This window comes from Mesorhizobium sp. WSM1386 (assembly GCF_055901595.1).
The window spans coordinates 987,167-1,013,337 of sequence record NZ_CM148373.1 but is presented as its reverse complement, the minus strand read 5'-3'; the positions used below and the strand labels follow the sequence as shown (position 1 = coordinate 1,013,337).

The following is a 26,171-nucleotide window of genomic DNA, read 5'->3' as shown; positions in this document are numbered from 1 at the left end:
CCTATTTGATCAAGACCTGAGCCAGCATCGCCGGAACGATGATGCGGTGGAACGGCATGATGATGGCGAGATACGTCCGCCCAAACAGATTGTGCGTCTTCACGATCGTCGACGCCGCCACCTCCTGCCGGCCAGCGCCGAGGTCGTTCACCTCCACCAGGATGCGGAAATCGAGATGCCGGTCGTCCAGGCCAAGGACGACCTTGCCATGTGCCTGGCTGATGAGCGGAAATATGCCGATCCTGGTTTCCGGCGGTGCGTCGGGTGCTGCCCCCGTTTTCAGCCCAAATGGCCTGACGGCGAGGTTGCGTAGCCGCGTAAGCCGGTCGACCCATCGCGGTGTCCGCCCCAGGACGCGTTCGGCCGCGCCAATGGCGGTCAGGGCAAGACCATCGGCTGTCAGCACGTATCGGTCGGCGAACTGAGCGCCGGCAAGAGCGCGTTCGGGATCGGGAACAGTCTGTGCAGTGATCGTCATACCGGCAATCCCCAACAACCAACGATAGCATCCGTTGGCTTGGCTCGCTGCGTGGCGAAACGCCGCCGTCCGGCGAGGCACCAGTGCTCGAAATAAAGCTGGCGGGAGGCGCCACCTTCCAGTCCTGAGCGACTGGTCGAGGATTTCCGCAAAGCCGGCTATACTGTCACCGCTGTCAATTGAGTCGGACGGCAGCGGAGGGTCACAGGCGCCGCGTTTCCGGCGGTTTCCTCCGTTAGCGTGAAACCCATTCAACGGTTGCGCGTTGATGGCTGTTGATTGATCATTTTCATCCACGGAGGACACTTTTATGGCGAATCCATCAAACGACACTCCCAGGCCGAGTGGCGGCGGCGGTGGCAGTCCCTGGCTGATTGCGCTGGTCGTGGTTATCCTGGCGATTGTCGCTTATTATGTTTTCGGAAGAAGTGGCGAACACCCGGCACCCGCCGAACCGCCAGCGGCCAGCACACCGGCCCCGGCGCCCGCGCCGGCTGAACCGATGAAGCCAGCCGAACCAGCGCCTGCGCCCGCTCCGGCCCCAGCGCCAGCGCCAGCCCCGGCGCCTGCTCCGGCTCCGGCGCCCGCCCCTGCGCCAGCACCGGCTCAGTAATCGGCTCGAAATCGAATACAAACGGCCCGCCGAAAGGCGGGCCGTTTTGTTTTGGCGGTAGCGGCCGAAAGACCTTTAAATATGGATCGGCTTGAAGAACGTCGCCAGCGCCGCTTCCTTCACCGCTTCCGACATCGTCGGATGCGCGTGGCAGGTGCGGGCGAGGTCTTCCGACGAGCCGCCGAACTCCATAAGCACCGCTGCCTCGTGGATCATCTCACCGGCGCCGAAGCCGACAATGTGGACGCCGAGCACGCGATCGCTGGTCTTGTCGGCAAGGATCTTCACGAAACCGTCGGTGTGCAGCATGGCGCGTGCCCGGCCGTTGGCGGTGAACGGGAATTTGCCGGCCTTGTAGTCGATGCCGGCCTTCTTCAGCTCCTCCTCGGTCTTGCCGACCGAGGCGATTTCCGGGCTGGTGTAGACGACGCTCGGAATGACGTCATAGTTCACATGGCCGGCCTGCCCGGCAATGGTTTCGGCCACCGCCACGCCCTCGTCCTCGGCCTTGTGCGCCAGCATCGGCCCGGCGATGACGTCGCCGATGGCGTAGATGCCGGGCACGTTGGTCCGCAAATGAACGTCGGTCTTGACCCGGCCGCGCTCGTCGACCTCGACACCCGCTTCCTTCAGACCGAGCGTGTCGGAATAGGCGCGGCGGCCGGTGGCGATCAGCACCACGTCGGCATCGATCGTCTCGGCATTGCCGCCCTTGACCGGCTCGAAGGTGACGCTGACGCCCTTCTTTGCCTTGGCGACGCCGGTGACCTTGGCGCCGAGCTTGAACTCGAAACCTTGCTTGGAGAGCAGGCGCTGGAACTGCTTGGAGACCTCGCCGTCCATGCCGCCGAGGATGGTGTCGAGGAACTCGACCACGGTGACCTTGGCGCCGAGCCGCGCCCAGACCGAGCCGAGCTCGAGCCCGATGACGCCGCCGCCGACCACCACCAGATGGTCGGGAACCTTCGCCAGCGACAGCGCGCCGGTCGACGACACGATGATCTTCTCGTCGAAATCGACCTTGACGCCGGGAATGCCGGCGACGTCCGAACCGGTGGCGATGACGATGTTCGCCGTCTCGATCTCCTCGACCTTGCCGTTCTCGCCGGTTACCGAGACCTTGCCGGCCGCGACCACCTTGCCGGTGCCGCGGAAACTATCGATCTTGTTCTTCTTGAACAGGAAGGCGACGCCGTTGACGTTGGACGTCACCGTCGTGTCCTTGTGCGCCATCATCTTCTTCAGGTTGAGCTTCGGCGCCGGTATCTCGACGCCCAGCGTATCGAAGGAATGGCCGGCCTCGGCGAACATCTCGGAGGCATGGAGCAGCGCCTTGGACGGGATGCAGCCGATATTGAGGCAGGTGCCGCCGAAGGTCGCGTTCTTCTCGACCACCGCGACCTTCAGCCCAAGCTGCGCCGCCTTGATGGCGCAGACATAGCCGCCCGGTCCCGATCCGATGATTACGACGTCATAAGCCATGTTAATTTCCCTTTGCTTGGCGCTCAACGGCCGCCGCTGACATTCAGGATCGCGCCCGTCGTATAGGACGCGGCGTCGGACAAGAGATAGAGAACGGCATACGCGACTTCATCCGCCGTGCCGGCCCGTTTCATCGGCAGCATGTCGCGGAACCGCTCGACCCGGTCCGGCTGGCCGCCCGAGGCGTGGATCTCGGTGTCGATGATGCCTGGCCGTATCGCATTGACGCGCACGCCTTCGGTCGCGACTTCGCGCGCCAGCCCAAGCGTAAAAGTGTCGATCGCGGCCTTGGAGGCGGCGTAATCAACGTATTCGCCCGGCGAACCGTGTATCGACGCCGCCGACGAAATGTTGACGATGGCGCCGCCCTGGCCGCCATGCTTGCTCGACATGCGCCTGACCGCTTCGCGCGCGCACAGGACCGAGCCGATGACATTGATGCGCATCATGCGCTCCAGCCGCGCCAGGCTCATATCGTCGACACGCGCCTTGACGTCGACGACACCGGCATTGTTGACGAGTGCGTCCAGCCGGCCATAGGCGCGATCGACGGCTTTGAACATGGCGACGATGTCGACCTCAACGCCGACATCGCCCTTGACCGCTATCGCTTCGCCGCCCGCCGCCTCTATTTCGGCGACCAGCGCCTTGGCGGCGGCCTCATTCGAGGCATAGTTGACCCCGACGCGGTAGCCCGCTTTCGCCGCAAGCCGGCAGGTGGCCGCGCCGATGCCGCGGCTGCCGCCGGTGACCAGAAGCACTTTCTTGGCCGCGCTCATTCCTGGCAACCTTTCAGCAGAAACACATCCCACGGCAGTTTCGAGAAACCATTGGCGCCGAAGGCCGACGACATCTGCAGCGACGGACCGAGATCGGGGAAGATCAGACTCCGCGGCGCATCCGTGCCTTCCGCCGCCAACAGCGCAATGTTGCCCTTGTCGTCGGCGCTGTAGACCACGCCCTGCCACACCGTACAGGCGGCAAGCTCGTCACCGGTGACGTCGCCGGTCGGACATTTGTACATCAGCGATCCATGCGGCCGCGAAACACCTGAGGTCCACATGACGATGCCGTCGAGCACGACGCCCTTGTCGAGCACCATCCTGAAGGAGTTGGTGACGGTGACCGCATCCGTCGTCGGCCGGAAATCTATGCCGGCATCGCTCTCTGCATCGCCATAGACAGCGAGCGCCAGCGGGCAGGCGGCGTGGGCGGCAGCCGGGATCATTGCCATGCTGACCGCTTTCGATGCGGTCGACAGGCTTTCGGACAAGAGAGAACGGATCGTCACTGCTATCCACCTTGAACAGCTTGATCGAGGATGAAAACGGTCGAAAGAAAATAGTCTATCTCGAATGCAACGTTTTCATTTCTGTCGACCGGAATCGCATTCGCCTCGTATTTGAGGGTCAAGATGCGAGAACTCTCCGCCAGCTCAATATAAACGTCGCGCTCGCGACCGCCGCCGATTGCCCATTTGAGTTCGCTTTCGTTGAGGAACTGCAACGCCTTGGGCAAGGTACAAATGGCTATCGGTTTGACGCCTGAAAAAGTCACGGGATGCCGACCAACATCGACATCCAGATGACCATGCCAAGTCGCCATCATTCCACCCGGTTGCAATCTTCCAAAGACGGGTTCGATGCTGATTGACCGCAAGCGAAAATCGGGGCTGAAGAAGAATTCGCAATTCGTGCCGTATATGCACCAAGCGGATTCAGTGTCCCCGTGGCGAAAATGATTGTCAGCTCGCACATCCTCCGCGTCGATCAGTTCTCGAACCGTCTCACGGCTGGTTTTGCCGAGTTCGAGAGGACCCGCACGGCCTGTCGTCAGAAGCTCGAACAGATCGATCGGCTGGGCGGGCTCGGCCATCCCGGATCACTCAGAGATCGAGCACCAGCCGTTCCGGATCCTCCAGGCTGTCCTTGACGCGAACCAGGAAGGTCACGGCTTCCTTGCCGTCGACGATGCGGTGATCGTAGCTCAGCGCCAGATACATCATCGGCCGGATCACGATCTGGCCGCCGACCACGACGGGTCGGTCCTGGATCTTGTGCATGCCGAGAATGCCGGACTGCGGCGCATTGAGGATCGGCGTCGACATCAGCGAGCCGTAGACCCCGCCATTGGAGATCGTGAACGTGCCGCCCTGCATGTCGGCGACCGACAGCTTGCCGTCACGCGCGGCAATGCCCAGCCGGCCGATATCCTTCTCGATCTCGGCGATCGACATCTGGTCGGCATCGCGCACCACCGGCACGACGAGGCCCTTTTCGGTGCCGACGGCGACGCCGATATGGGCATAGTTCTTGAAGATGATGTCGGTGCCGTCGATCTCGGCATTGACCGAGGGGATTTCCTTCAAGGCGTGGGTGACCGCCTTGGTGAAGAAGCCCATGAAGCCGAGCTTCACGCCGTGCTTCTTCTCGAACACGTCCTTGTACTTGGTCCTCAGCGCCATCACCGCCGACATGTCGACCTCGTTGAAGGTGGTCAGCATGGCGGCGGTCGACTGTGCTTCCTTGAGCCGGCGCGCGATGGTCTGGCGCAATTTGGTCATGCGCACGCGCTCTTCGCGCGAGGCGTCGTCGCCGGAGGATGGCGCACGTACGGCAACCGGTGCCGGTGCCGCCTTCGGCGTCTCGGCCGGCTGCGACGGCGCACCCTTGGAGATGGCGTCGAGCACGTCGCCCTTCAGCACCTGGCCGCGCTTGCCCGAGCCGGAAAGCTGGTCGACCGACAGATTGTTCTCGGCGATCAGTTTGGCGGCGGCTGGCGCCGGCGGCATGGTGCGCGGCTCGACGGGGCCGGCATCGCCGGCAACCTTTGCGGTTTCGGCCGCGGCCTGCTTGGTGGTCCGCGCCGCGTCGGGGCTCGAGGCCTGTGCCACGGCCTGCGGCTTGGTGGCCGGGGCAGCGGCGCCACCGGCCGCGATCGAGCCCAGCAGCGCGCCGACGCCGACCGTCTCGCCTTCCTTGGCGGTGATCTCACCCAGCGTGCCTGCGGCGGCGGCCGGAACCTCCACCGTCACCTTGTCGGTTTCGAGCTCGACCAGAGGCTCGTCGACGGCAATGGCATCGCCGACCTTCTTGAACCATTTGCCGATGGTCGCCTCGGTGACGGATTCGCCGAGAGTGGGAACGCGGATTTCGGTAGCCATTGTGCCTGTCCGTTCTTTCGGTTCTGTTGTTCGCCCAGATCTTCTCTATTCGCCCAGATCTTCTCTATTCACCGAGCGCGTCTTCGAGCAACGCGGCGAGCTGGGCAAGGTGCTTGGACATCAGCCCGGTCGCCGGCGACGCGGACGCCGGCCGGCCGGTGTAGCGCACCCGCTGATGCTTGGCGTCGATATGTGCCAGCACCCATTCCAGATAGGGGTCGATGAACGACCAGGCGCCCATGTTCTTGGGCTCCTCCTGGCACCACACCATCTCGGCGTTGCGGAAACGCGACAATTCGGTGATCAGCGCCTTGGCCGGGAATGGATAGAGCTGTTCGACGCGCAGCAGATAGATGTCGTTGATGCCGCGCTTCTCGCGCTCCTCGTAGAGATCGTAGTAAACCTTGCCCGTGCACAGCACGACGCGGCGGATCTTGGAATCCTTGGTGAGCTTGATCGGCTGGTTGGGCAAGAGCTGGGCGTCGTCCCACAGCAGCCGGTGGAACGAGCTTTCGCCCGAGATTTCCGGCAGCGTCGACACCGCCCGCTTGTGGCGCAGCAGCGACTTCGGCGTCATCAGGATCAGCGGCTTGCGGAAATCCCGCTTCAGCTGCCGGCGCAGGATGTGGAAATAGTTGGCCGGCGTCGTGCAGTTGGCCACTTGCATGTTGTCTTCGGCGCAAAGCTGCAGGAAGCGTTCCAGGCGGGCCGAGGAGTGCTCCGGGCCCTGGCCTTCATAGCCGTGCGGCAACAGGCAGACGAGGCCCGACATTCTGAGCCACTTGCGCTCGCCGGAGGAGATGAACTGGTCGAACACCACCTGGGCGCCGTTGGCGAAGTCGCCGAACTGCGCTTCCCACAGCGTCAGCGCCTTCGGCTCGGCCAGGCTGTAGCCATATTCGAAGCCGAGCACCGCCTCTTCCGACAGCATCGAGTTGATGACTTCGTAGCCCGCCTGCGCCGCCGACAGATTGTTGAGCGGGATGTAGCGGGTCTCGTCGCGCTGGTCGTAGAGCACCGAATGGCGCTGCGAGAAGGTGCCGCGTTCGGAATCCTGCCCCGAGAGGCGGATCGGGTTGCCATCGAGCAGGATGGCGCCGAAGGCGAGCGCCTCGGCTGTCGACCAGTCGATGCCTTCGCCCGATTCGATCGCCTCGCGACGGTTCTCGAGGAAGCGGATGATCGTCTTGTGCGCCTCGAAGCCCTTCGGCACCTCGGTCAGCTTCTTGCCGATCTCCTTCAGCGTCTTGACCGGCACGGCGGTCTTGCCGCGCCTTTGTTCGTCCTGGTTGTCGGCCGTGCGCAGGCCCGACCAGGCGCCGTCGAGCCAGTCGGCCTTGTTGGGCTTGTAGTGCTGGCCGACTTCCCATTCGGATTCCAGGTGCGCGCGCCAGTCGGCCTTCATCTGGTCGAGTTCGGCCTGGCTGATATGGCCCTCGGCGATCAGCCGTTCGCCATAGATCTGCACCGTCGTCTTATGGGTGCGGATGTTGCGGTACATGATCGGCTGGGTGAAAGCCGGTTCGTCGCCCTCATTGTGGCCGAAGCGGCGGTAGCAGAACATGTCGACCACAACGGGCTTGTGGAATTTCATGCGGAATTCGATCGCCACCTTGGTGGCATGCACCACGGCTTCCGGATCGTCGCCATTGACGTGGAAGATCGGCGCCTCGATCATCTTGGCGACGTCGGACGGATAGGGCGACGAGCGCGAGAAGCGCGGATTGGTGGTGAAGCCGATCTGGTTGTTGATGATGAAATGCAGCGTGCCGGCGACGCGGTGGCCGCGCAGGCCCGACAGGCCGAGGATTTCGGCGATCACGCCCTGGCCGGCGAAGGCGGCGTCGCCATGCAGCAGCAGCGGCAGCACCTTGGCGCGCTCCTCCAGCGGCACGATCTCCTCGCGGCCGCGACCGAACAGAGAGTCCTGCTTGGCGCGCGCCTTGCCCATCACCACCGGGTCGACGATCTCCAGATGCGAGGGGTTGGCGGTCAGCGACAGATGCACCTTGTTGCCGTCGAACTCGCGGTCCGACGAGGCGCCGAGATGGTACTTCACGTCGCCCGAGCCTTCGACCTCGTCGGGCGCGGCCGAGCCGCCCTTGAATTCGTGGAAGATGGCGCGGTGCGGCTTGGCCATCACCTGGCTGAGCACGTTCAGCCGGCCGCGATGCGCCATGCCGAGCACGATCTCCTTCATGCCGAGCTGGCCACCTCGCTTGACGATCTGTTCAAGCGCCGGAATCAACGCTTCACTGCCATCGAGGCCGAAGCGCTTGGTGCCCTTGTACTTGACGTCGATGAACTGCTCGAAGCCTTCCGCCTCGACAAGCTTCGAAAGGATCGCCTTCTTGCCGGTGGCGGTGAAGGAGATTTCCTTGTCGGCGCCTTCGATACGCGCCTGGATCCAGGCCTTTTCCTCGGGATCGGAGATGTGCATGAACTCGACGCCGAGCGTCGAGCAATAGGTGCGGGTCAGGATCTCCAGCATCTGCCGGATAGAGCCGAATTCGAGGCCGAGCACGTTGTCGAGGAAGATCGGCCGGTCGTAGTCGGCTTCGGTGAAGCCGTAATTCTCGGGCGACAATTCATTGTAGTCCTCGAGCGGCTTGGCGATACCGAGCGGGTCGAGATTGGCGTGCAGATGGCCGCGCATGCGGTAGGCGCGGATCATCATGATGGCGCGCACCGAATCGCGCGTCGCCTGGTGCACATCGGCGTCGGACAGGACCACGCCGTTGGTGACCGCCTTGTCCTTGACCTTCTTTTCGATCGTCTTCTCGACGATGCCCCAATTGCCGTCGAGCGCCGAAACCAGTTCGCCATTGGCCTGCAGCGGCCAGGAGGGCTTTGCCCAGGAAGCGCCCTTGGCGTTCCTGCGCACATCGCCGGCATCGTCTTTCAGCCCGGCGAAGAACTCCTGCCACTCGGGATCGACCGAGGCGGGATCATCCTCATAGGCGGCGTACAGCGCGTCGATATAGTCCGCGTTGCCGCCATAGAGGAAAGAGGTGAGCGAAAACTGGTCGTTGGCCTGATCTTGTCGTGCCATTTTTTGTCTGCGGAGCCCGGCTCCGTCTCCTGTTTTTGGAGGGGAGTAGGGCAGTAGGGGAGTAAGGCAGGAGGGAAAGCAGCCGCGCTCGTCCCGTTCTTCCTATTCCCCTACTGCCATACTCCCTTACTGCCTTAACCCTTGATCGCCTCGACCAGCGTCGTGCCCAGCCGTGCCGGCGACGGCGATACCTTGATGCCGGCCGATTCCATCGCCGCGATCTTGTCTTCCGCGCCGCCCTTGCCGCCGGAGATGACCGCGCCCGCGTGGCCCATGGTGCGGCCGGCCGGCGCCGTGCGCCCGGCGATGAAGCCGGCCATCGGCTTCTTGCGGCCACGCTTGGCTTCGTCCTTGAGGAACTGCGCGGCGTCTTCCTCGGCCGAACCGCCGATCTCGCCGATCATGATGATCGACTTGGTCTCGTCGTCGGCGAGGAACATCTCGAGCACGTCGATGAATTCGGTGCCCTTGACGGGGTCGCCGCCAATGCCGACGGCGGTGGTCTGGCCGAGGCCGACATTGGTGGTCTGGAACACTGCCTCATAGGTAAGTGTTCCCGAGCGCGAAACAACGCCGACCGAGCCCTTGCGGAAGATGTTGCCGGGCATGATGCCGATCTTGCATTCGTTGGGGGTGAGCACGCCCGGGCAGTTCGGCCCGATCAGCCGCGAGGCCGAGCGGTCGAGCCGCGCCTTGACCTTGATCATGTCCATCACCGGAATGCCTTCGGTGATGCAGATGATCAGCGGGATCTCGGCCTCGATCGCTTCCAGGATGGCTTCGGCGGCACCCGCCGGCGGCACGTAGACGACGGACGCGTTGGCGCCGGTCTTTGCCTTGCCTTCGGCGACGGTGGCGAAGATCGGCAGGTTCTCGCCCTTCGACCCGGTCCAGGTCTCGCCGCCCTTCTTGGGATGGATGCCGCCCACCATCTTGGTGCCATGATAGGCCAGCGCCTGTTCGGTGTGGAACGTGCCGGTCTTGCCGGTCAGGCCCTGCACCAGCACCTTGGTGTTCTTGTCGACGAGAATGGACATGGGTGATGCGCCTCTGAATTCAGCGATTACAAGAAAGGATTGACGGCTCGGACCGAGCCATAAACCTGGTTGTGATTGAGGTCTTCGGTGTAGAAAATCGGCGCGCCGAGCCGCTTCGCGGCTGCGAGCAGCGCTGCGTCGTAGTATTTAAGCTGATAGCGGCGCGCGACACGAAGTCCTGCGATGACATAGGCCTGGTCGACCGGGACAAACGGCAACGTGCCGAGGAACACCAGCCACTGATCGACCACTGCGTCGGCAGAGACTGACTTGCGTCTTGCAACGTTTGCGAACTCGGCCAAGGTCTGGCCAGAGACGCCGAAGACAGTCTCCAGCACAAGCCTTTGCGCGATATCGTGTCGGCGAGGATCACTTGTCCTCTCCGAAGCCGCGTACAGCAGGACGTTCGAGTCGAGAAAGCATTCTATCTTCTCGTTCGGCATAGATCTCGTCCCGATTCCATTTGTACGCCGGGCCCAGGTCGAGCGGAGTTTCGGCCATCAGCCTACGCATACCTTCCCGCGCCCAAGCAATCCGGTCTTCCTGCTCGACTTCATGCGCAAGCAGTGAACGAATAAGGGCGTTGAGCGTCGTCTTGCGGCGTTCGGCTAGGCCTCGCGCCTTTTCCAGCAGAGCCTCGTCCATGGCCAGGGTGACGTTCTTCATCGTTCATCTCCACATAAATACACAGCCATTATATGTGTGATTATGTGTAATTCTTCAACCGCCTTACCCACGAGCTCGATCATTCAGCCTTCCCCTATCACGGAAGGCGGGACGCGCCGGTAGAGGCCGCTCACCATGTCTTGCCAGCCGTCGCTGCCGACAGGCTGGAATTGCAGCCGCATGCGATAGCTGTCGCTGCCATCGAAATCGTAGCTCACGCGTGCGGCCCCGCGCGGTGACGAGCGCAGCAGCGTCAGCCTACTGCCGTCCCACGTGCCCGTGGCCGGCGATGCTGGCACAAAACCCATCGAATCGAACTGGTGCATGGTCACCGCGCCGCTTTGCTGGTCGAAGCCGAACACATTGTGCGCGCCGAACGAAACCGTGCCGTCGCGGCGCTGGCGATAGCGTTGCACCACGAACAGGCCGCCGAACTGTGCCTCCGCCAGCACTTCGGAAGTTGCCGTGCCGGCATCGGTCCATTGCGTGCCCGACACCTCTTCCTCGCCGCGCCACGCGCCGACCAGCGCCTGCAGGCGCTGGTGATCGGCCGAGAGCGAGGAGAAGGGGGACGCGTTCATGGCTCAGAGCCGCTTCAGGTCGGTGACGGTAAGATCGCTCTTGGCATTGCCGGTGTTGAGCGTCGTCGCCGGCTCGAACATCAGCACCACTGGCTCGGCGGTCAGCGCGCGCGGCCGGTGCTCGACGCCACGCGGCACGACGATGAAATCGCCCTCGCCAAGCTCGACCGGACCATCGCGGAAATCGATGGCGATACGGCCGCGCAGCACCAGGAAGGCTTCGTCCTCATGGTCATGCGCGTGCCAGTCGAAGGCCCCACCGAACTTGGCGACCTTAGCCTGGCTGTCATTGACGTCGCCGGCGATATGCGGATCGAAGACCCTGGTGATCTTCTGATCCGCCGCCTCGACCAAGTTTATCTTGCGCGGAGGCACCGGCTCAGCCCTTCACCGCCGCCACGATCTTCTTGGCCGCGTCGTCGAGATCGTCCGCCGACACCACGTTCAAGCCGCTGTCGTTGATGATCTTCTTGCCGAGCTCGGCATTGGTGCCTTCCAGACGCACCACCAGCGGCACCTTCAGGCCGACTTCCTTGACCGCGGCGATGACGCCCTCGGCAATGATGTCGCACTTCATGATGCCGCCGAAGATGTTGATCAGGATGCCTTTGACCGCCGGATCCTTGGTGATGATCTTGAACGCCGCCGTCACCTTCTCCTTGGACGCACCGCCGCCGACATCGAGGAAGTTGGCCGGTTCGGCGCCATAGAGCTTGATGATGTCCATCGTTGCCATGGCAAGGCCCGCGCCGTTGACCATGCAGCCGATGTTGCCGTCGAGCGCGACATAGGCGAGGTCGTATTTGGACGCCTCGATTTCCTTCTCGTCCTCTTCGGTGGTGTCGCGCAGTTCCATCACGTCGGGGTGGCGGAACAGCGCGTTGTTGTCGAACGACACCTTGGCGTCGAGCACGCGCAGCCGGCCGTTCTTCATGACGATCAGCGGGTTGACCTCGAGCAGGCTCATATCCTTCTCGACGAACGCCTTGTAGAGGATCGGGAACAGCGTGTTGCCATCGTTGGCAGCGTCGCCGTCAAGTTTGAGCGCGCCGTTGAGCGCCTTCAGATCGGCCGCGGTCACACCCTTTTCCGGATCGATGGCGACGGTGATGATCTTTTCCGGCGTATCATGCGCGACCGCCTCGATGTCCATGCCGCCTTCGGTCGAGACGACGAAGGCAACGCGGCCAACCGAACGGTCGACCAGGATCGACAAGTACAGCTCGCGCTCGATGTCGGCGCCGTCCTCGATGTAGAGGCGGTTGACCTGCTTGCCGGCAGGCCCGGTCTGCTTGGTGACCAGCGTGTGGCCGAGCATCTCGTTGGCGTTGGCGACGACATCGGCCACCGACTTCGCCAAACGCACGCCGCCCTTGGCGTCAGGGCCAAGTTCCTTGAACTTTCCCTTGCCGCGTCCGCCGGCATGGATCTGGCTCTTCACCACATAGAGCGGGCCGGGAAGCGCTTGTGCCGCTGCTTCCGCCTCTCCGGCCTTGAACACCGGCACCCCTTCGGCCACCGGCGCGCCAAAGCTCTTCAGCAGCGCCTTGCCCTGATATTCATGGATGTTCATATGGATTGTCTCCAGATCGGCTACTGGGGGTTCACTTAGAGGCGAGTTGCGGCGCGATCTTGACGCAGGCCTCGGTCAGGCCCTGCACCGTCGCCACCGAAGCGTCGAACATCTTCTGCTCGGCCTTGTTGAGGTCGATCTCGATGATGCGCTCGACACCGCCTGCGCCGATGACCACGGGAACGCCGACATAGGTGCCCTTGACGCCATACTGGCCGGAAAGGTGCGCCGCGCACGGCAGCACGCGCTTCTTGTCCTTGAGATAGGCTTCGGCCATCGAGATCGCCGAGGCGGCCGGGGCGTAGTAGGCCGAGCCGGTCTTGAGCAGGCCCACGATCTCGGCGCCGCCGTCGCGGGTGCGCTGCACGATCTGGTCGAGCTTCTCCTTCGAGGTCCAGCCCATCTTGATGAGATCGGGCAGTGGAATGCCCGATACCGTCGAATAACGGATCATCGGCACCATGGAATCGCCGTGGCCGCCGAGCACGAAGGCGGTGACGTCCTCGACCGAGACCTTGAATTCCTCGGCCAGGAAGTAGCGGAAGCGCGAACTGTCGAGCACGCCGGCCATGCCGACGACATGGGTCTTGGGCAGGCCGGAGAACTTCTGCAGCGCCCACACCATGGCATCGAGCGGATTGGTGATGCAGATGACGAAGGCCTTCGGCGCGTATTTCTTCAGGCCGGCGCCGACCTGTTCCATGACCTTGAGGTTGATGCCAAGCAGGTCGTCGCGGCTCATGCCCGGCTTGCGCGGCACGCCGGCGGTGACGATGCAGACGTCGGCGCCCTCGATGCCGGCATAGTCGTTGACGCCGGTCAGCCGGGAATCGAAACCATCGACCGGCGACGATTGCGCGATATCGAGCCCCTTGCCCTGCGGGATGCCCTCGGCGATATCGAACAGCACCACGTCGCCGAGATCCTTGAGGCCGATCATGTGGGCGAGCGTGCCGCCGATCATGCCCGAGCCGATGAGCGCTATCTTGTTGCGTGCCATGTGAGGATGTTTTCCCTTTGTCTGTGACTGCGCCCAAGTCTTTGACGACTTGATGACGGTGCCGAGGAAGGAGGCCGGAATGTTGCGGGAAACCGCGAGATTTCGCCGCACCCAATAGCCCCGGTGCGAGGTAAATTCAAACGATTATTTTGGTGTGAGCATTTTCAATCGGTTAGATGGTTTGGGATTTACGTAAACGTCAAGATTTGTAAGCCGACTTGGAGGAATTTACACAATGAAGATGGAGATCGTAAGGCTTGAAGCCGGCGATGACGCCCTTGTGATGCGGGTCCCGAGGATGTGTTCGAGTCTTGGAAGCTGGCGGGACAGCGGGGGGCGCGAAGGATCTCAACCTTGTGAACCTTAGGCCTGCGCCTGCGACGCCTCCGGCGCCGCCTTCGCCTTCCGCCGCTCCGCCCAATCCTCCAGCCAGTCCCGGCTCTGCATCTCGATCAGGCGTGAGGCCGTGCGTTCGAATTCGAACACCTCTACGCCGCGCTTGGCCACATAAAGCTCTTGCGGCGGAGCGTCGGCGCTCACCACCAGCCGCGTGTGATGGTCGTAGAGCGTGTCGATCAGCAGGATGAAGCGCTTGGCCTCGTTGCGTTTGCCTTCGCCCAGCACCGGCACATGGTCGATGAAGACGGTCGAGAAGCGCCCGGCAATGGCCAGGAAATCGCGAGCGCCAAGCGGCTTTTCGCAGAGATCGGCGAAGGAAAAACGCGCCGCGTCGCCGGCGGCGGCCGGCACGATCACTTGCCGCCCCTTCAGCGTCAGCGACGTCGCGGCCGTCGGCGTGCCGCGCGTCATCGTTTGCCAGGCCTCGTCGAGCGCCCGGTCGGCGGCAGCGTCCGCCGGCGTGACATAGACCGGCGTGCGGGCGAGCTTTTCCAGCCGGTAGTCCTTGTCACTGTCGAGCGACAGCACCTGGGCGTGCCGTTCCAGTATGGCGATGAACGGCAGGAACAGCTGGCGGTTCAGCCCGTCGCTATAGAGGTTCTCCGGTGCCACGTTCGAGGTGGCGACCAGCACCACGCCGCTGGCGAACAATGCCGAGAACAGCCGCGACAGGATCATCGCGTCGGCGATGTCGGTGACCGAGAACTCGTCGAAGCACAGCACCCAGGCCTGCTCGGCCAGCGCCTTGGCCACCGGCTGGATCGGGTCGTCTTCCCTGACCTCGCCATTCTTGCGCGCCTGCCGGTGCTTCTGGATGCGGTCCTGCACGTCGGCCATGAAGTCGTTGAAATGGACCCGGCGCTTGCGCCGGACCGGCAGCAGCTCGAAGAACATGTCCATCAGCATGGTCTTGCCGCGGCCGACGCCGCCATGGATATAGAGGCCCTTGACGACGTCCCTGGTCTCGCGCTTGCGGGCAAACAGCCAGCCCAGCGCACTCGATTTGTGCGCCAGCCGTTTTGCCGAGATCTCCGATGTCAGCCGGTCGAGTGCCGCGCCGATGCGTTCCTGCGCTGGATCGCGTTCGATCGCACCGGTCTCCACCAGATGGTCGTAGCGCTGCCTGACGGTCGCATGGGTCTGGAGGCCGTCACGCAGATGCATCGGTCACGTCGTTTGTACAGAGCAAGAATCCTCAGGGACGAGGTGTGTTGAGATTCAGGTCGGGCCGAGCCGAGAATGGTGGCTTTCGAGAACCGGAGCGGAGCGTACTTGAAGTACGTGAGCACCGGAAGCGCAGAAAACTGCCGTTCGCAGGCCGGCATCACCTGAATATCGGCATACATAGCCTACCTTGTAAGCGAAATCGCCTGGCCGCTGGAAGTCTGACCGTCGAATTTGGAGCCGCCCGAGGAATAGAGCCGCGCCAGCGAACCGCCATTCTCGTCATAGAGCGTCAACTGCTTGCCGGCGACATTCCAGGACTTGATGCCGTCGATCGGCGCCGGGCAATGCAGCGGCCCGGCGCGGAAGCCGGCGCCGAACTTGGTCTGCGGCGTCGCTACCTTGCAGCTCTGGCCGGCAACGCTGACGTTCCACACGCCGGCGACGCTGGCCGCGCTGAGGTCCGCGGCCCCTGCCGGCGCTGTGCCATCCGGCGGCAAGGACGCGACCTGCGTGTTCGCCGGCGCTGTCGGGAATTGCGCTGGGTCGGTGGTGCCGGGCGCGGCCGGCGGCGGCAGCTGGTTCGAGGTCACCTGGCCAGCCGGGGCCGGCTGCAGCGGCGCCGGCTGCTGGTCGTCCATCGACGAGAAGCGTGAGGTCGAGCAGCCGCCCGCAAAAAGCGCTGCCAACGATACGGCCACCAGACCGCTTTTCGAAAAATTCATTACAACCTCCGTCGGATCCGGCTGGGGGATGCCGTCCGCGCAATCTCACCTCCACCAAGATGGAGAAGGTGGCGAAATTTCAACCCGATATGGTTAAAATAGGGTTTGCAGCAAGATTTGTTGCAAATTTGTCGCTATGACATGGACCGGAGCTTCGCCGTTCGGCCTCGACGATCACAAATGGAGAAGCGTCCATCCCTGTCATTCTCGTGACGGCTGCTTGCACGAATCGGCGCAGATCCTATGTCTAGGGGCCGAAATTCGCTGGAGCGCAGACGTTGGCCGCGAGGAAGAAAAACGCCAACCGCTATTACAGCGGCCCGCCCAGCGACCATTTCGATGGCACCCTCTTCTTCAATCCTGGCGGCCAGCCGCCCGGGCGTTTCGCCGACGCGCTCAAATGGCAGTTCAACGGCCAACGCGCGAAGTGGCCCGCGGCCGATCCGAGCCCTTTTCCGCAGGCAAGGCCGGCAGCGAAGGTCGAAGGTGCCGACCTCGCGGTGACCATGATCGGCCACGCCACGCTGCTGGTCCAGACCGCTGGGCTGAACATCCTCACTGATCCGGTCTGGTCGCAACGCGCATCGCCGTTTTCCTTTGCCGGACCGAAGCGCGTCAACCCGCCGGGCATCGCCTTTGCCGATTTGCCGCCCATCGACCTCGTGCTGGTCAGCCACAATCATTACGACCATCTCGATCTCGCCACGCTCAGGCAGTTGAAAGCCGGCCATGACCCGCTGCTGATCACTCCGCTCGGCAATGACATGCTGATTGGCCATGCGGTTCCCGGCATGCGGCTGGCGGCCCATGACTGGGGCGACAGGGTCGACATCGGCAATGGCATCTTCATCCATATCGAGCCGGCGCATCACTGGTCGGCACGCGGCACCCGCGACCGGCGCATGGCGCTGTGGGCCGGCTTCGTTGTGGAGACACCGGGCGGCAAGACCTACTTCGCCGGCGATACCGGCTTCCACGATGGCATCAACTACCAGCTGATGGCTGACAAGCATGGCGGCTTCCGCTTCGCCATCCTGCCGATCGGCGCCTACGAGCCGCGCTGGTTCATGGCACCCCAGCACCAGAACCCGGAGGAAGCGGTGCAAGGCATGAAACTGTGCAATGCGGCTTTCGCCGCCGGCTGCCACTGGGGCACCTTCCAGCTCACCGATGAGCCGATCGACGAGCCGGTCCGGAGGCTGGCCGAGGCGCTTGCGGCCGAGCAGCTGCCGCCGGAGCGCTTTCGCGCCTTACGGCCCGGCGAAGTCTGGGACGTGCCCTGAGGTCAGGCCTTGGCATCTGCCAGGATTGGCGTTTACCTCACGCCGGTTTTCGCCCACCATGATGTCGTGATGTTTCGAGGAACGGAGTCGCGTCTCATGAAAACAGTCCTGGCAGCCCTCATGGCCGCCGCAATCTCCACCTCGACGGCCTTTGCCGGTGAGATCGGCGACCGTGCCGCCGAAGCGGAAAAGCTGCTCCAGTCCGGTGATTCCGCCGGCGCGCTGGAAAAGTTCCGCGGCGCCGAGGACGCGCTGTGGGAGGCGATGCCGCTCGCCGTGCTCAACGTCAAGCACGTCGACACGGCGGCGGGTTTCGGCATCTACACCGAGCGCGCGAACCACATCTACAAGCCCGGCGAGAAGATCGTGCTCTACATGGAGCCGGTCGGCTACGGTTACGGCTCCGACGGGCTCGGCAACAAGCAGATCTCGCTTTCGGTCGACCTGACCGTGGTTTCAGCCTCCGGCGAGGAACTCGGCAAGATGGAGAAGATCAGCCGCGTCCAGGTCGCCTCGCGCTCGCGCAACCGCGAACTGTTCTTCAAGCTGGACCTGTCCCTCGATGGCTTGCCGCCCGGCAAATACCGCTGCGACTTCCTCATGCACGACGAGAATTCGAGCAAGACGGGGCCGTTCAGCACCGACATCGAGATCGCCGGCTAGGTCTGCCACCGACATCGCTTCGCGAGCGACGGAACCCAAGCACGACAGCAGCGTTTTCATGCAGTTACAAAATCTGTCGGCTCGAGAGGCATTTCCATGCTCAGATGGATCATCATTCTCCTGATCATCGCCGCCGCCGCCAGCCTGCTCGGCATGCCGGCGTTGGCCGGGGCCGCAGCCACTGGCGCGCGCATCCTTATCGGTATCGTGCTCATCATCTTCCTGCTGATCTTGTTTGGGGTCTTCGCGGTGACGTAAAGCGGCTGCGCACTGGTAATTCCCGCCCGTTTCCGCCATATAGCGCCAAACGGACACGGAACTTTTCGGAGCGATGGCAAGCACGACCCCTTTCGCCAAGATGAACGGCATCGGCAACGAGATCATCGTCGCCGACATGCGCGGTCGCGCCGATCGGGTGACGGCGGCTGCGGCAATCGCGCTCAACGCCGATGCCGCGACCGGCTTCGACCAGATCATGGCGATCCATAACGCGAGGACGCCGGGCACCGCCTTTTTCATCGACATATTGAATTCCGACGGCACCGGTGCACAGGCCTGCGGCAACGGCATGCGCTGCGTCGTCCAGGCGCTCGCCGCCGAGACCGGCCAGAAGAGCTTCACCTTCGAGACCGTCGCCGGCATCCTCAACGCCAGTGAACATGCCGACGGCTCGATCTCGGTCGACATGGGTATGCCGCGTTTCGGCTGGCAGGACATTCCGCTGGCCGAAGAATTCCGCGACACCCGCATGATCGAATTGCAGATCGGCCCGATCGACGCGCCGGTGCTGCATTCCCCCTCCGCCGTCTCGATGGGCAACCCGCACGCCATCTTCTGGGTCGACCGCGACGTCTGGTCCTACGAGCTCGACCGTTTCGGCCCGCTGCTCGAAAACCACCCGATCTTCCCCGAACGCGCCAACATCACGATCGCGCAGGTCACGTCGCCCGAGAGCATGATCATCCGCACCTGGGAACGCGGCGCCGGCCTGACCAAGGCCTGCGGCTCCGCCTCCTGCGCCGCCGTGGTGGCAGCGGCCCGCACCAGGCGGACAGGGCGCAGCGTCAGCCTGCTGACCCCCGGCGGCGGCACGCTGCATGTCGAATGGCGCGACGACGACCATGTCATCCTGACCGGTGCCGCCGAATGGGAATTTTCCGGCAGCTTCGATCCCTCGACCGGCGCCTGGGCCCGCGACACCGAAAGCGCGGCCTGATGTCGGTTGCTCTGTCCAAGAGCCCGAACGTCGATGGCTCCCTTTCCGAGGCCCCCAGCCGCATCGACGTAGTGACCTTCGGCTGCCGGCTGAACACCTATGAATCCGAGGTGATGCGGCGCGAGGCCGAAACCGCGGGTCTCGGCGCGCTGGCCGGCGGTGCCGTGATCTTCAACACCTGCGCCGTCACCGGCGAGGCCGTGCGCCAGGCCAGGCAGGCGATCCGCAAGGCGCGCCGCGACAACCCGCAGGCGCGCATCATCGTCACCGGCTGCGCCGCGCAAACCGAGCCTGAAAAATTCGCCGCCATGGACGAGGTCGATCTCGTGCTTGGCAATGAGGAGAAGCTGAAGGCAAACGCCTATCGGGCGCTGCCGGACTTTGGCGTCAACGACACCGAGAAGGTCCGGGTCAACGACATCTTCTCGGTGCGCGAGACCGCCGGCCATATGGTCGACGCCATCGAGGGCCGGGCGCGTGCCTTCGTCCAGGTGCAGAACGGCTGCGACCATCGCTGCACCTTCTGCATCATCCCTTACGGCCGCGGCAATTCGCGCTCGGTGCCGATGGGCGCCGTGGTCGAGCAGGTCAAGCGTCTCGCCGGCAATGGTTATGCCGAGATCGTGCTGACCGGCGTCGACATGACGTCTTTCGGCGCCGACCTGCCGGGCGCGCCCAAGCTCGGCAAGCTTGTGAAGACGATCCTCCGGCAGGTGCCGGACGTGAAGCGCCTGCGGCTGTCGTCGATCGATTCCATCGAGGCCGATGACGAACTGCTCGACGCCATCGCCAACGAGCCCAGGCTAATGCCGCATCTGCACCTCTCGCTGCAGTCGGGCGACGACATGATCCTGAAGCGCATGAAGCGCCGCCATCTGCGCGACCAGTCGATCCGCTTCTGCGAGGATGTGCGCAAGCTGCGCCCTGCAATCGTCTTCGGCGCCGACATCATCGCCGGCTTCCCGACCGAGACCGACGACATGTTCGAGAACTCGATCAATATCGTCGCGGAGTGCGGCCTGACCCATCTCCACGTCTTTCCGTTCAGCCCGCGCGAAGGCACGCCCGCGGCACGCATGCCGCAGCTGCGCCGCGAGGTGGTCAAGCAGCGCGCCGCCCGGCTGCGCGCAGCCGGTGAAGCCGCCTATCGGCGTCACCTGTCGTCACTTCCCGACACGCGCCAGTCGATCCTGATCGAGCGTGACGGGCTTGGCCGCACCGAAGGCTTCACGCTTGCCGCATTGGGCACCGGCGCGCCGGGCGAGATCGTCGAAGCGACAATTACTGGCCACGATGGCGCCCGGCTGATCGCGGCCCCGCTTGCCGCTTGCGCCGCCTGAGAAACGCAAAGCATGGCTGGTTTTTTCAAGAAGATATTTTCGTTCGGCAAGAAAGAAATTGTCGAGGAACGGATCGACGAGACCGCGCCCCTCCCGCCGATCAAATGGGATGCGCTGGACGCGCTGAAGCCGGCGGCCGAACAGGCCGTACCGGAGTTCCTGAAGCGCGACGAGCCGCTGCCCGAGGCAGAGAGCGTGCCTGCGCCGGCAGTTGCGCCGGAATCGGAACTGGCGCCGACGCCCCACCCTCCCCTCGATGGGGAGGGTCGCCACGAAGTGGCGGGGAGGGGTGACAGCGCCGACGCTGGCGCTAGTCACCCCCACCCCCGAGCTGCGCTCTCGGGACCTCCCCCATCGAGGGGGAGGTAAAGCCTGCGCCTCAACCGGCACCCGAAGAACCAGCACCCGAGCCGGCGCCCATCATCCCGCCCTCGCCCGAGCCGACGGTTCCATCCGAGCCGGAACCGCTGCCCGGACCGGAGCCGGACGAGGAGCCGGCACCCGCGCCAGAGACCCCGGAGCCACCGGCGCCAGAGGAAATTCCGGTACCCCCGGCGGCTCCGGAGCCCGTTCCCGAGCCTCAGCCGCAAGAAGTTCCTGCTCCCGCGCCGGCCGAGCCGGAAATTGTTCCGTCGCGCCCGGAGGGACCGCCGGAACAAGCGCCCGTCGAAGTGCCGGTCCCGCCTGCCGAGGTCCCAGCCGAACAGCCCGCACCTGTCGAGGTGCCGCCGGCCGCGCCTTCCGCACAGCCGACTTCAAAGGCCAGCGCCGCCCCTCATCCGCCTGCCGGCACCTTCTCCCCGTATAGTGACGGGGAGAAGGAAGAAGCGCCAACGCCCCACCCTCCCCTCGATGGGGAGGGTCGCCACGAAGTGGCGGGGAGGGGTGACAGCGCCGACGCCGACGCCAGTCACTCCCACCCCCAAGCTTCGCTCGGGACCTCCCCCATCGAGGGGGAGGTAAAGCGCACGCCTGTTCCGCCATCGCCGGCGCCGGAGCCCAAACCCGCTCCTGGCAAGGTGACCGTCACCAAGAAGGTCGAGCAGAAGGCCGAACCGGTGAAGGCGCCGGAGCCGGCGCCGAGGCACTCCTGGTTCCAGCGCATGCGCGACGGGCTCGCCCGCTCCTCGCGCGAGCTCACCGGCAACATCGCCGGCGTCTTCACCAAGCGCAAGCTGGACGAGGAGACGCTGCAGGACCTGGAGGACGTGCTGATCCGCGCCGATCTCGGCATGGAGACGGCCTTGCGCGTCACCGATGCTCTAGCCTCCAGCCGCTACGGTAAGGACGTCTCCGACACCGAGGTGCGCGCCATCATGGCGGCCGAGGTGGAGAAGGTGCTGACCCACGTCGCCATGCCGCTGGAGCTCGACCTCTCGCACAAGCCGCATGTCATCCTGGTGGTCGGCGTCAACGGCACTGGCAAGACCACGACCATCGGCAAGCTCGCCGCCAAGCTGACCGATGGCGGCCTGTCGGTGATGCTCGCCGCCGGCGACACTTTCCGCGCCGCCGCGATCGAACAACTCAAGATCTGGGGCGAGCGCACGAACTCGCCGGTCATCGCCTCCAAGCTTGGCGCCGATGCCGCCGGCCTCGCCTACGATGCTTTCGAGCGGGCGAAGGAAGCCGGCTCCGACGTGCTGATCATCGACACCGCTGGCCGCCTGCAGAACAAGACCGAGCTGATGGCGGAACTGGAAAAGATTGTGCGCGTGCTCGGCAAGCTCGATCCGGAAGCGCCGCACACCGTGCTGCAGACCGTCGACGCCACCACCGGCCAGAACGCGCTCAACCAGGTCGAGATCTTCCGCAATGTCGCCGGCGTCAACGGACTGGTGATGACCAAGCTGGACGGCACGGCGCGCGGCGGTATTCTGGTGGCGATCGCGGCGAAGCACAAATTGCCGGTCTATTTCATCGGCGTCGGCGAACAGGTCGACGACCTCGAACCTTTCTCGGCAAGCGAATTCGCCAGGGCGATCGCTGGAGTTGCGTAGCGGCATGATCCCGAAAATTTTTGAACGGGATCGTGCGTAAGAAGGAAGATCATGAACCCACCCATTCTCGAACGCGACCCGTCCGACCCGCAGAAAGAGAAGAAGGAAGGCGTCAATCCCGTACTCAAGCTGGTGCTGGAGCTTGGGCCCTTGCTGGTCTTCTTCTTTGCCAATGCGCGCGGCCCATGGCTGGTGGAGAAATTCCCGGTGCTGGCGGAGTTCGGCGGCCCGATCTTCGTCGCCACCGGTCTCTTCATGGCCGCCACGGCCATCGCGCTGGTGGTGTCCTGGCTGCTTATTCGCAGCTTGCCGATCATGCCGTTGGTGTCCGGCGTCGTCGTCTTCATCTTCGGCGCGCTGACGCTCTATCTGCAGGACGACATCTTCATCAAGATGAAGCCGACCATCGTCAACACGCTGTTCGGCGGCGTGCTGCTCGGCGGCCTGTTCTTCGGCCGGTCGCTGCTCGGCTATGTCTTCGAGTCCGCCTTCAAGCTCGACGCCGAAGGCTGGCGCAAGCTCACTTTCCGCTGGGGCCTGTTCTTCCTGTTCCTGGCCATCGTCAACGAAGTGGTGTGGCGCAATTTTTCCACCGATGCCTGGGTTACCTTCAAGGTCTGGGGCATCATGCCGATCACGCTTCTGTTCACCTTCAGCCAAATGCCGCTGATCCTGCGCCATTCGCTGGACGACAAGGCCGGCGGAGAAGAGAAAGCCGGCAAGTAGACCAATTCCAGGTTTTCCGCCTGGAGTAGCGTCAAGACAAGAAGGGGAGAGGGTCATGGAATTCGTCAGCACGCGCGCGGAACTGCGGACCATCTACAAGACGCCGCGGCCGACCGATGGTTCGATTCGCAAGGAATTGAAGGCGCTCGACGGCCATTGCCGTTCCTTCATCGGCAAGAGCCCGTTCGTGCTGATCGGCTCCTCCGATGGCGAAGGCAATTCCGACGTAACGCCGAAGGGCGACAAGCCGGGCTTCGCCGTCGTTCTCGACGACAGGACCATCGCCATTCCAGACCGGCCCGGCAACAACCGGCTGGACACGCTGGAAAACATCCTGCGCAATTCCTCGGTCGGGCTGCTTTTCCTCATTCCCGGCATGAATGAGACGCTGCGCGTCAATGGCGATGCCCGCATCACCGTCGACGCGGGTTTGCGCGAGCGCCTTTCCGTCGATGGCAAGGAGCCGCAAAGCGTCATCGTCGTCACCGTCAAGGCCACCTACATGCATTGCGCCAAGGCCTTCATGCGCTCCGACCTGTGGAAGCCGGAGACCTGGTACGACCGCGCGACGCTGCCGACACTCGGCCAGATCTTGCGCGACCAGCTGGCACTAGCCGATTCGGCCGAGGCGACCGACCGCTGGCTGGACGACGAATACAAGCAGTCCATGTGGTAGGCTTTTCCGGACACGATTCGTCCGAACTGGCCTCACCGACTGTGCTGAACATCCTCGCCATTTCCGGCAGCCTGCGGGCGGCCTCCACCAATTCGGCCTTGGTCGAAGCACTGGTGCGCACCGCGCCTTCAGGCTGCCGCGTCACCGTCTATGACGGGCTTGGCCGCTTGCCGATCTTCAACCCCGACGACGAGGACGAGCGCACGCCGCGCGCAGCCTCCGAGCTGATCGACGCCGTCACCCGTGCCGACGGCGTCATCCTCTCTTGTCCCGAATATGCCCATGGCGTGCCGGGCGGGCTGAAGAACGCGCTCGACTGGCTGGTGTCGCGCGACGCCGCCGTTGCCAAGCCAGCCATGCTGGCGCACGCCTCGCCGCGCTCGCTCTACGCCCGCGCCGCCCTGGCCGAGATCATGCGCACCATGTCGTTCGCGCTTTACGAGGACGCGGTGCTGGAGATTGCCCTGCTCGGCAAGAAGCCGCCGGAGGTGGAGGCCATTTTGGCTGAGCCGGCGAATGTGCTGGCGATGCGCGACGCGCTTATGGCTTTCACGGGCTTTATCCGCGCACGTTGAATGGCGCCCGCTCTTCCTTCTCCCCTTGCGGGAGAAGGTGGCCTCACGAAGTGAGGTCGGATGAGGAGTGTTCCAGCTTGGCGCCGACGGCATTCCGTCACCCACCCCTCAACCGTCTCGGCGCTGACGCGCCGACCCACCTTCTCCCACAAGGGGAGAAGGGAAGACCTACCCCTTCCGCAACGTCTCCACATCGGTCTTGCCGACATACCAGTCGCGGGCGTTGACCTCTTCGAATACCACCCAGACATCGTCATTGCCGAGCCCGGTGGCGTCCATGATCGCGGCCGTGACTTTCTTGGCGATGTCAGCCTTCTTGCCTGCCGGATCGGCGGCGATCACTTCCTTGACGATGCGGATGTTGACGAATGGCATGACGTCCTCCCCTTCAAATGGCTAACGCCGTTGAGAGACCGTTTCGAAATTCGCTCTGGCGAGTCATATGATGGTGGTTTCGAGAACCGGAGCGGAGCGTACTGGGTACGTGAGCACCGGAAGCGCAGAAAACGCCTTCAGATGGCCGTAAGAGTAGAATTTCCAAACGGTCTCACTCAAAAAGTCTTGGCTCCGTTCACCATCAGCCGCACCATGTAGAGCGAGGTGGTGCCGGCGATGTAGAGACAGTTCAGCTTATTGCCGCCGAACACGCAATTGGCGGTCACCTCCGGCACCTTGACCTTGCCGATCAGCGTGCCGTCCGGATCGTAGCAATGGATGCCGTCGGCGGCGCTGGTCCAAATGCGCCCGTCCGCGTCGAGCCGGAAACCGTCGAACAGGCCGGCCGTGCAGTCGGCGAAGACCTTGCCGCCCGACACCTTCTTCCCGTGCTTGCCGACATTGAAGACCCGCATATGCGCCGGGTTCTCGGCGCCATGCGTGCGGCCGGTGTCGACGACATAGAGCAGGCTCTCGTCCAGCGAAAAGGCGAGCCCGTTGGGTCTGACCATATCGGTGATGACCGCCTCGATCTCGCCGGTATCGGGATCGACCCGGTAGACGTGGCAGGCACCGATCTCGCTCTCGGCCTTGTCGCCCTCATAATCGGTGTCGATGCCGTAGGTCGGATCGGTGAACCAGATCGAACCGTCGGACTTCACCACCGCGTCATTGGGCGAGTTCAGCCGCTTGCCCTTCCATTTGGCGGCAATCGTTGTGACCGAGCCGTCATGCTCGGTACGGCTGACGCGGCGGCCGGAGTGCTCGCACGTCACCAGCCGGCCCTGCCGATCGACGGTGTTGCCGTTCGAATTGCCCGACGGCTGCCGGAACACGCTGACGCTGCCGTCCGTCTCGTCGTAGCGCAGCATGCGGTTGTTCGGGATGTCGGACCAGACGACATAACGACCGGCGGCGAACCAGGCCGGTCCTTCCGCCCAGCGGCATCCGGTGAACAGCTTTTCCACCTGCGCGTTGCCGTTGAACAGGCGCGCGAAGCGCGGATCGAGAATTTCGTAATAGTCTGCGGCCGCCATGCATTTCCTCCCGGCATCACGTGACGCCGGATCAAGCCAGCCCGCGATCGATATGGCAAGACGGGACGCCTGCAATTTGTATGACAAAACGGAGAGGAAGCAGCCGGTCGACCTGGCTCGGCACACGCCGCCGACCCGAACGCGCTTTAGGATCCGATTAACCGGCTATGCACTACGCGCAATGGTGCATTGCAACATCTTCTTTTTGCAACGCACCAATACTATGTCATGTTCCGTACTGCCAAGGGAGGAAGAACCCGCCGCCAGAATGCGGCACAGAAGGACCC

28 protein-coding genes are annotated in these 26,171 nt (G+C 63.8%); 10 read left to right on the top strand and 18 right to left on the bottom strand.

Going from position 1 to position 26,171, the window contains the following annotated elements; genetic code table 11:
• Position 1: 1 nt before the first annotated feature.
• From AC0NIH_RS04875 to AC0NIH_RS04800, 16 genes are all read right to left on the bottom strand, one after another.
• Entirely contained in the window at positions 2-478 is a 477-nt protein-coding gene (locus AC0NIH_RS04875; RefSeq protein ID WP_473460850.1) for a DUF2867 domain-containing protein, read from the bottom strand.
• 688 nt (positions 479-1,166) lie between these two features.
• Positions 1,167-2,573, bottom strand: a complete 1,407-nt coding sequence (lpdA, locus tag AC0NIH_RS04870) for a dihydrolipoyl dehydrogenase (protein WP_473460848.1) — start codon at positions 2,571-2,573, stop codon at positions 1,167-1,169.
• Positions 2,574-2,596: 23 nt separating this feature from the next.
• On the bottom strand, positions 2,597-3,352 hold the full coding sequence (locus AC0NIH_RS04865; protein ID WP_473460846.1) for an SDR family oxidoreductase: 756 nt from the start codon (positions 3,350-3,352) through the stop codon (positions 2,597-2,599).
• Entirely contained in the window at positions 3,349-3,801 is a 453-nt protein-coding gene (locus AC0NIH_RS04860) for a hypothetical protein (protein ID WP_473461159.1), read from the bottom strand. The genes AC0NIH_RS04865 and AC0NIH_RS04860 overlap by 4 nt, the downstream gene beginning before the upstream one ends.
• A gap of 65 nt (positions 3,802-3,866) precedes the next feature.
• Positions 3,867-4,448, bottom strand: a complete 582-nt coding sequence (locus AC0NIH_RS04855) for a hypothetical protein (RefSeq protein ID WP_473460844.1) — start codon at positions 4,446-4,448, stop codon at positions 3,867-3,869.
• Positions 4,449-4,458: 10 nt separating this feature from the next.
• Positions 4,459-5,736, bottom strand: a complete 1,278-nt coding sequence (odhB, locus tag AC0NIH_RS04850) for a 2-oxoglutarate dehydrogenase complex dihydrolipoyllysine-residue succinyltransferase (RefSeq protein ID WP_473460842.1) — start codon at positions 5,734-5,736, stop codon at positions 4,459-4,461.
• Between the two features lie 64 nt (positions 5,737-5,800).
• The gene (locus tag AC0NIH_RS04845; RefSeq protein WP_473460840.1) at positions 5,801-8,788 is read right to left on the bottom strand and encodes a 2-oxoglutarate dehydrogenase E1 component; all 2,988 of its coding nucleotides are present in this window, start codon (positions 8,786-8,788) and stop codon (positions 5,801-5,803) included.
• A gap of 134 nt (positions 8,789-8,922) precedes the next feature.
• Positions 8,923-9,825 (bottom strand): succinate--CoA ligase subunit alpha, encoded by a 903-nt coding sequence (gene sucD / locus AC0NIH_RS04840; protein ID WP_023768441.1) that lies wholly within the window; start codon positions 9,823-9,825, stop codon positions 8,923-8,925.
• A 26-nt stretch (positions 9,826-9,851) separates the two neighbouring features.
• Positions 9,852-10,268, bottom strand: a complete 417-nt coding sequence (locus AC0NIH_RS04835) for a PIN domain-containing protein (RefSeq protein ID WP_473460838.1) — start codon at positions 10,266-10,268, stop codon at positions 9,852-9,854.
• Complete coding sequence (locus AC0NIH_RS04830) at positions 10,195-10,491, bottom strand: hypothetical protein (RefSeq protein ID WP_023768439.1); 297 nt, start codon at positions 10,489-10,491, stop codon at positions 10,195-10,197. The genes AC0NIH_RS04835 and AC0NIH_RS04830 overlap by 74 nt, the downstream gene beginning before the upstream one ends.
• Before the next feature lie 83 nt (positions 10,492-10,574).
• A complete protein-coding gene (locus AC0NIH_RS04825) occupies positions 10,575-11,072 on the bottom strand; it encodes a DUF1579 family protein (RefSeq protein WP_473460836.1) in 498 nt (165 codons plus the stop codon).
• A gap of 3 nt (positions 11,073-11,075) precedes the next feature.
• Complete coding sequence (locus AC0NIH_RS04820) at positions 11,076-11,447, bottom strand: cupin domain-containing protein (protein ID WP_287272045.1); 372 nt, start codon at positions 11,445-11,447, stop codon at positions 11,076-11,078.
• A gap of 4 nt (positions 11,448-11,451) precedes the next feature.
• Positions 11,452-12,645, bottom strand: a complete 1,194-nt coding sequence (gene sucC / locus AC0NIH_RS04815; RefSeq protein ID WP_287272043.1) for an ADP-forming succinate--CoA ligase subunit beta — start codon at positions 12,643-12,645, stop codon at positions 11,452-11,454.
• Positions 12,646-12,676: 31 nt separating this feature from the next.
• On the bottom strand, positions 12,677-13,645 hold the full coding sequence (gene mdh, locus AC0NIH_RS04810; RefSeq protein ID WP_013892250.1) for a malate dehydrogenase: 969 nt from the start codon (positions 13,643-13,645) through the stop codon (positions 12,677-12,679).
• Positions 13,646-14,008: 363 nt separating this feature from the next.
• Positions 14,009-15,208, bottom strand: coding sequence for a cell division protein ZapE (gene zapE, locus AC0NIH_RS04805; protein WP_473460834.1), 1,200 nt, complete (start codon positions 15,206-15,208; stop codon positions 14,009-14,011).
• A gap of 185 nt (positions 15,209-15,393) precedes the next feature.
• Complete coding sequence (locus tag AC0NIH_RS04800) at positions 15,394-15,933, bottom strand: protease inhibitor Inh/omp19 family protein (RefSeq protein ID WP_013892247.1); 540 nt, start codon at positions 15,931-15,933, stop codon at positions 15,394-15,396.
• Between the two features lie 278 nt (positions 15,934-16,211).
• On the opposite strand from AC0NIH_RS04800, the gene AC0NIH_RS04795 reads away from it, so the two are divergent.
• The 10 genes from AC0NIH_RS04795 (at position 16,212) to AC0NIH_RS04750 (ending at position 24,412) form a co-directional block, all read left to right on the top strand.
• Positions 16,212-17,216, top strand: coding sequence for an MBL fold metallo-hydrolase (locus AC0NIH_RS04795; protein WP_473460832.1), 1,005 nt, complete (start codon positions 16,212-16,214; stop codon positions 17,214-17,216).
• 96 nt (positions 17,217-17,312) lie between these two features.
• A complete protein-coding gene (locus tag AC0NIH_RS04790; protein ID WP_023768430.1) occupies positions 17,313-17,879 on the top strand; it encodes a hypothetical protein in 567 nt (188 codons plus the stop codon).
• A 96-nt stretch (positions 17,880-17,975) separates the two neighbouring features.
• The gene (locus AC0NIH_RS04785) at positions 17,976-18,137 is read left to right on the top strand and encodes a DUF1328 family protein (protein ID WP_013892243.1); all 162 of its coding nucleotides are present in this window, start codon (positions 17,976-17,978) and stop codon (positions 18,135-18,137) included.
• Between the two features lie 73 nt (positions 18,138-18,210).
• On the top strand, positions 18,211-19,095 hold the full coding sequence (gene dapF, locus AC0NIH_RS04780) for a diaminopimelate epimerase (RefSeq protein ID WP_473460829.1): 885 nt from the start codon (positions 18,211-18,213) through the stop codon (positions 19,093-19,095).
• A complete protein-coding gene (gene mtaB / locus AC0NIH_RS04775; protein WP_473460827.1) occupies positions 19,095-20,435 on the top strand; it encodes a tRNA (N(6)-L-threonylcarbamoyladenosine(37)-C(2))-methylthiotransferase MtaB in 1,341 nt (446 codons plus the stop codon). Before dapF ends, mtaB begins: the two co-directional genes overlap by 1 nt.
• A 12-nt stretch (positions 20,436-20,447) precedes the next feature.
• A complete protein-coding gene (locus AC0NIH_RS04770) occupies positions 20,448-20,804 on the top strand; it encodes a hypothetical protein (RefSeq protein WP_474025160.1) in 357 nt (118 codons plus the stop codon).
• 254 nt (positions 20,805-21,058) lie between these two features.
• Positions 21,059-22,435, top strand: a complete 1,377-nt coding sequence (gene ftsY / locus AC0NIH_RS04765) for a signal recognition particle-docking protein FtsY (RefSeq protein ID WP_474025258.1) — start codon at positions 21,059-21,061, stop codon at positions 22,433-22,435.
• Between the two features lie 51 nt (positions 22,436-22,486).
• On the top strand, positions 22,487-23,161 hold the full coding sequence (locus AC0NIH_RS04760; RefSeq protein WP_473460823.1) for a septation protein A: 675 nt from the start codon (positions 22,487-22,489) through the stop codon (positions 23,159-23,161).
• A gap of 55 nt (positions 23,162-23,216) precedes the next feature.
• On the top strand, positions 23,217-23,837 hold the full coding sequence (locus AC0NIH_RS04755) for a pyridoxamine 5'-phosphate oxidase family protein (protein ID WP_473460821.1): 621 nt from the start codon (positions 23,217-23,219) through the stop codon (positions 23,835-23,837).
• Between the two features lie 41 nt (positions 23,838-23,878).
• Positions 23,879-24,412, top strand: coding sequence for an NADPH-dependent FMN reductase (locus AC0NIH_RS04750; protein WP_473461156.1), 534 nt, complete (start codon positions 23,879-23,881; stop codon positions 24,410-24,412).
• Positions 24,413-24,580: 168 nt separating this feature from the next.
• On the opposite strand, the gene AC0NIH_RS04745 is transcribed toward AC0NIH_RS04750, so the two are convergent.
• The gene (locus tag AC0NIH_RS04745; RefSeq protein ID WP_013892236.1) at positions 24,581-24,787 is read right to left on the bottom strand and encodes a tautomerase family protein; all 207 of its coding nucleotides are present in this window, start codon (positions 24,785-24,787) and stop codon (positions 24,581-24,583) included.
• Positions 24,788-24,963: 176 nt separating this feature from the next.
• Positions 24,964-25,884, bottom strand: coding sequence for an SMP-30/gluconolactonase/LRE family protein (locus AC0NIH_RS04740; RefSeq protein WP_013892235.1), 921 nt, complete (start codon positions 25,882-25,884; stop codon positions 24,964-24,966).
• Positions 25,885-26,171: the final 287 nt, after the last annotated feature.

Coding starts and splice junctions, on each gene's coding strand:
- AC0NIH_RS04875 (WP_473460850.1), bottom strand. CDS start 478: ATGACGATCACTGCACAGACTGTTCCCGATCCCGAACGCGCTCTTGCC.
- lpdA (WP_473460848.1), bottom strand. CDS start 2,573: ATGGCTTATGACGTCGTAATCATCGGATCGGGACCGGGCGGCTATGTC.
- AC0NIH_RS04865 (WP_473460846.1), bottom strand. CDS start 3,352: ATGAGCGCGGCCAAGAAAGTGCTTCTGGTCACCGGCGGCAGCCGCGGC.
- AC0NIH_RS04860 (WP_473461159.1), bottom strand. CDS start 3,801: ATGATCCCGGCTGCCGCCCACGCCGCCTGCCCGCTGGCGCTCGCTGTC.
- AC0NIH_RS04855 (WP_473460844.1), bottom strand. CDS start 4,448: ATGGCCGAGCCCGCCCAGCCGATCGATCTGTTCGAGCTTCTGACGACA.
- odhB (WP_473460842.1), bottom strand. CDS start 5,736: ATGGCTACCGAAATCCGCGTTCCCACTCTCGGCGAATCCGTCACCGAG.
- AC0NIH_RS04845 (WP_473460840.1), bottom strand. CDS start 8,788: ATGGCACGACAAGATCAGGCCAACGACCAGTTTTCGCTCACCTCTTTC.
- sucD (WP_023768441.1), bottom strand. CDS start 9,825: ATGTCCATTCTCGTCGACAAGAACACCAAGGTGCTGGTGCAGGGCCTG.
- AC0NIH_RS04835 (WP_473460838.1), bottom strand. CDS start 10,268: ATGCCGAACGAGAAGATAGAATGCTTTCTCGACTCGAACGTCCTGCTG.
- AC0NIH_RS04830 (WP_023768439.1), bottom strand. CDS start 10,491: ATGAAGAACGTCACCCTGGCCATGGACGAGGCTCTGCTGGAAAAGGCG.
- AC0NIH_RS04825 (WP_473460836.1), bottom strand. CDS start 11,072: ATGAACGCGTCCCCCTTCTCCTCGCTCTCGGCCGATCACCAGCGCCTG.
- sucC (WP_287272043.1), bottom strand. CDS start 12,645: ATGAACATCCATGAATATCAGGGCAAGGCGCTGCTGAAGAGCTTTGGC.
- mdh (WP_013892250.1), bottom strand. CDS start 13,645: ATGGCACGCAACAAGATAGCGCTCATCGGCTCGGGCATGATCGGCGGC.
- zapE (WP_473460834.1), bottom strand. CDS start 15,208: ATGCATCTGCGTGACGGCCTCCAGACCCATGCGACCGTCAGGCAGCGC.
- AC0NIH_RS04800 (WP_013892247.1), bottom strand. CDS start 15,933: ATGAATTTTTCGAAAAGCGGTCTGGTGGCCGTATCGTTGGCAGCGCTT.
- AC0NIH_RS04790 (WP_023768430.1), top strand. CDS start 17,313: ATGAAAACAGTCCTGGCAGCCCTCATGGCCGCCGCAATCTCCACCTCG.
- AC0NIH_RS04785 (WP_013892243.1), top strand. CDS start 17,976: ATGCTCAGATGGATCATCATTCTCCTGATCATCGCCGCCGCCGCCAGC.
- dapF (WP_473460829.1), top strand. CDS start 18,211: ATGGCAAGCACGACCCCTTTCGCCAAGATGAACGGCATCGGCAACGAG.
- mtaB (WP_473460827.1), top strand. CDS start 19,095: ATGTCGGTTGCTCTGTCCAAGAGCCCGAACGTCGATGGCTCCCTTTCC.
- AC0NIH_RS04770 (WP_474025160.1), top strand. CDS start 20,448: ATGGCTGGTTTTTTCAAGAAGATATTTTCGTTCGGCAAGAAAGAAATT.
- AC0NIH_RS04760 (WP_473460823.1), top strand. CDS start 22,487: ATGAACCCACCCATTCTCGAACGCGACCCGTCCGACCCGCAGAAAGAG.
- AC0NIH_RS04755 (WP_473460821.1), top strand. CDS start 23,217: ATGGAATTCGTCAGCACGCGCGCGGAACTGCGGACCATCTACAAGACG.
- AC0NIH_RS04745 (WP_013892236.1), bottom strand. CDS start 24,787: ATGCCATTCGTCAACATCCGCATCGTCAAGGAAGTGATCGCCGCCGAT.
- AC0NIH_RS04740 (WP_013892235.1), bottom strand. CDS start 25,884: ATGGCGGCCGCAGACTATTACGAAATTCTCGATCCGCGCTTCGCGCGC.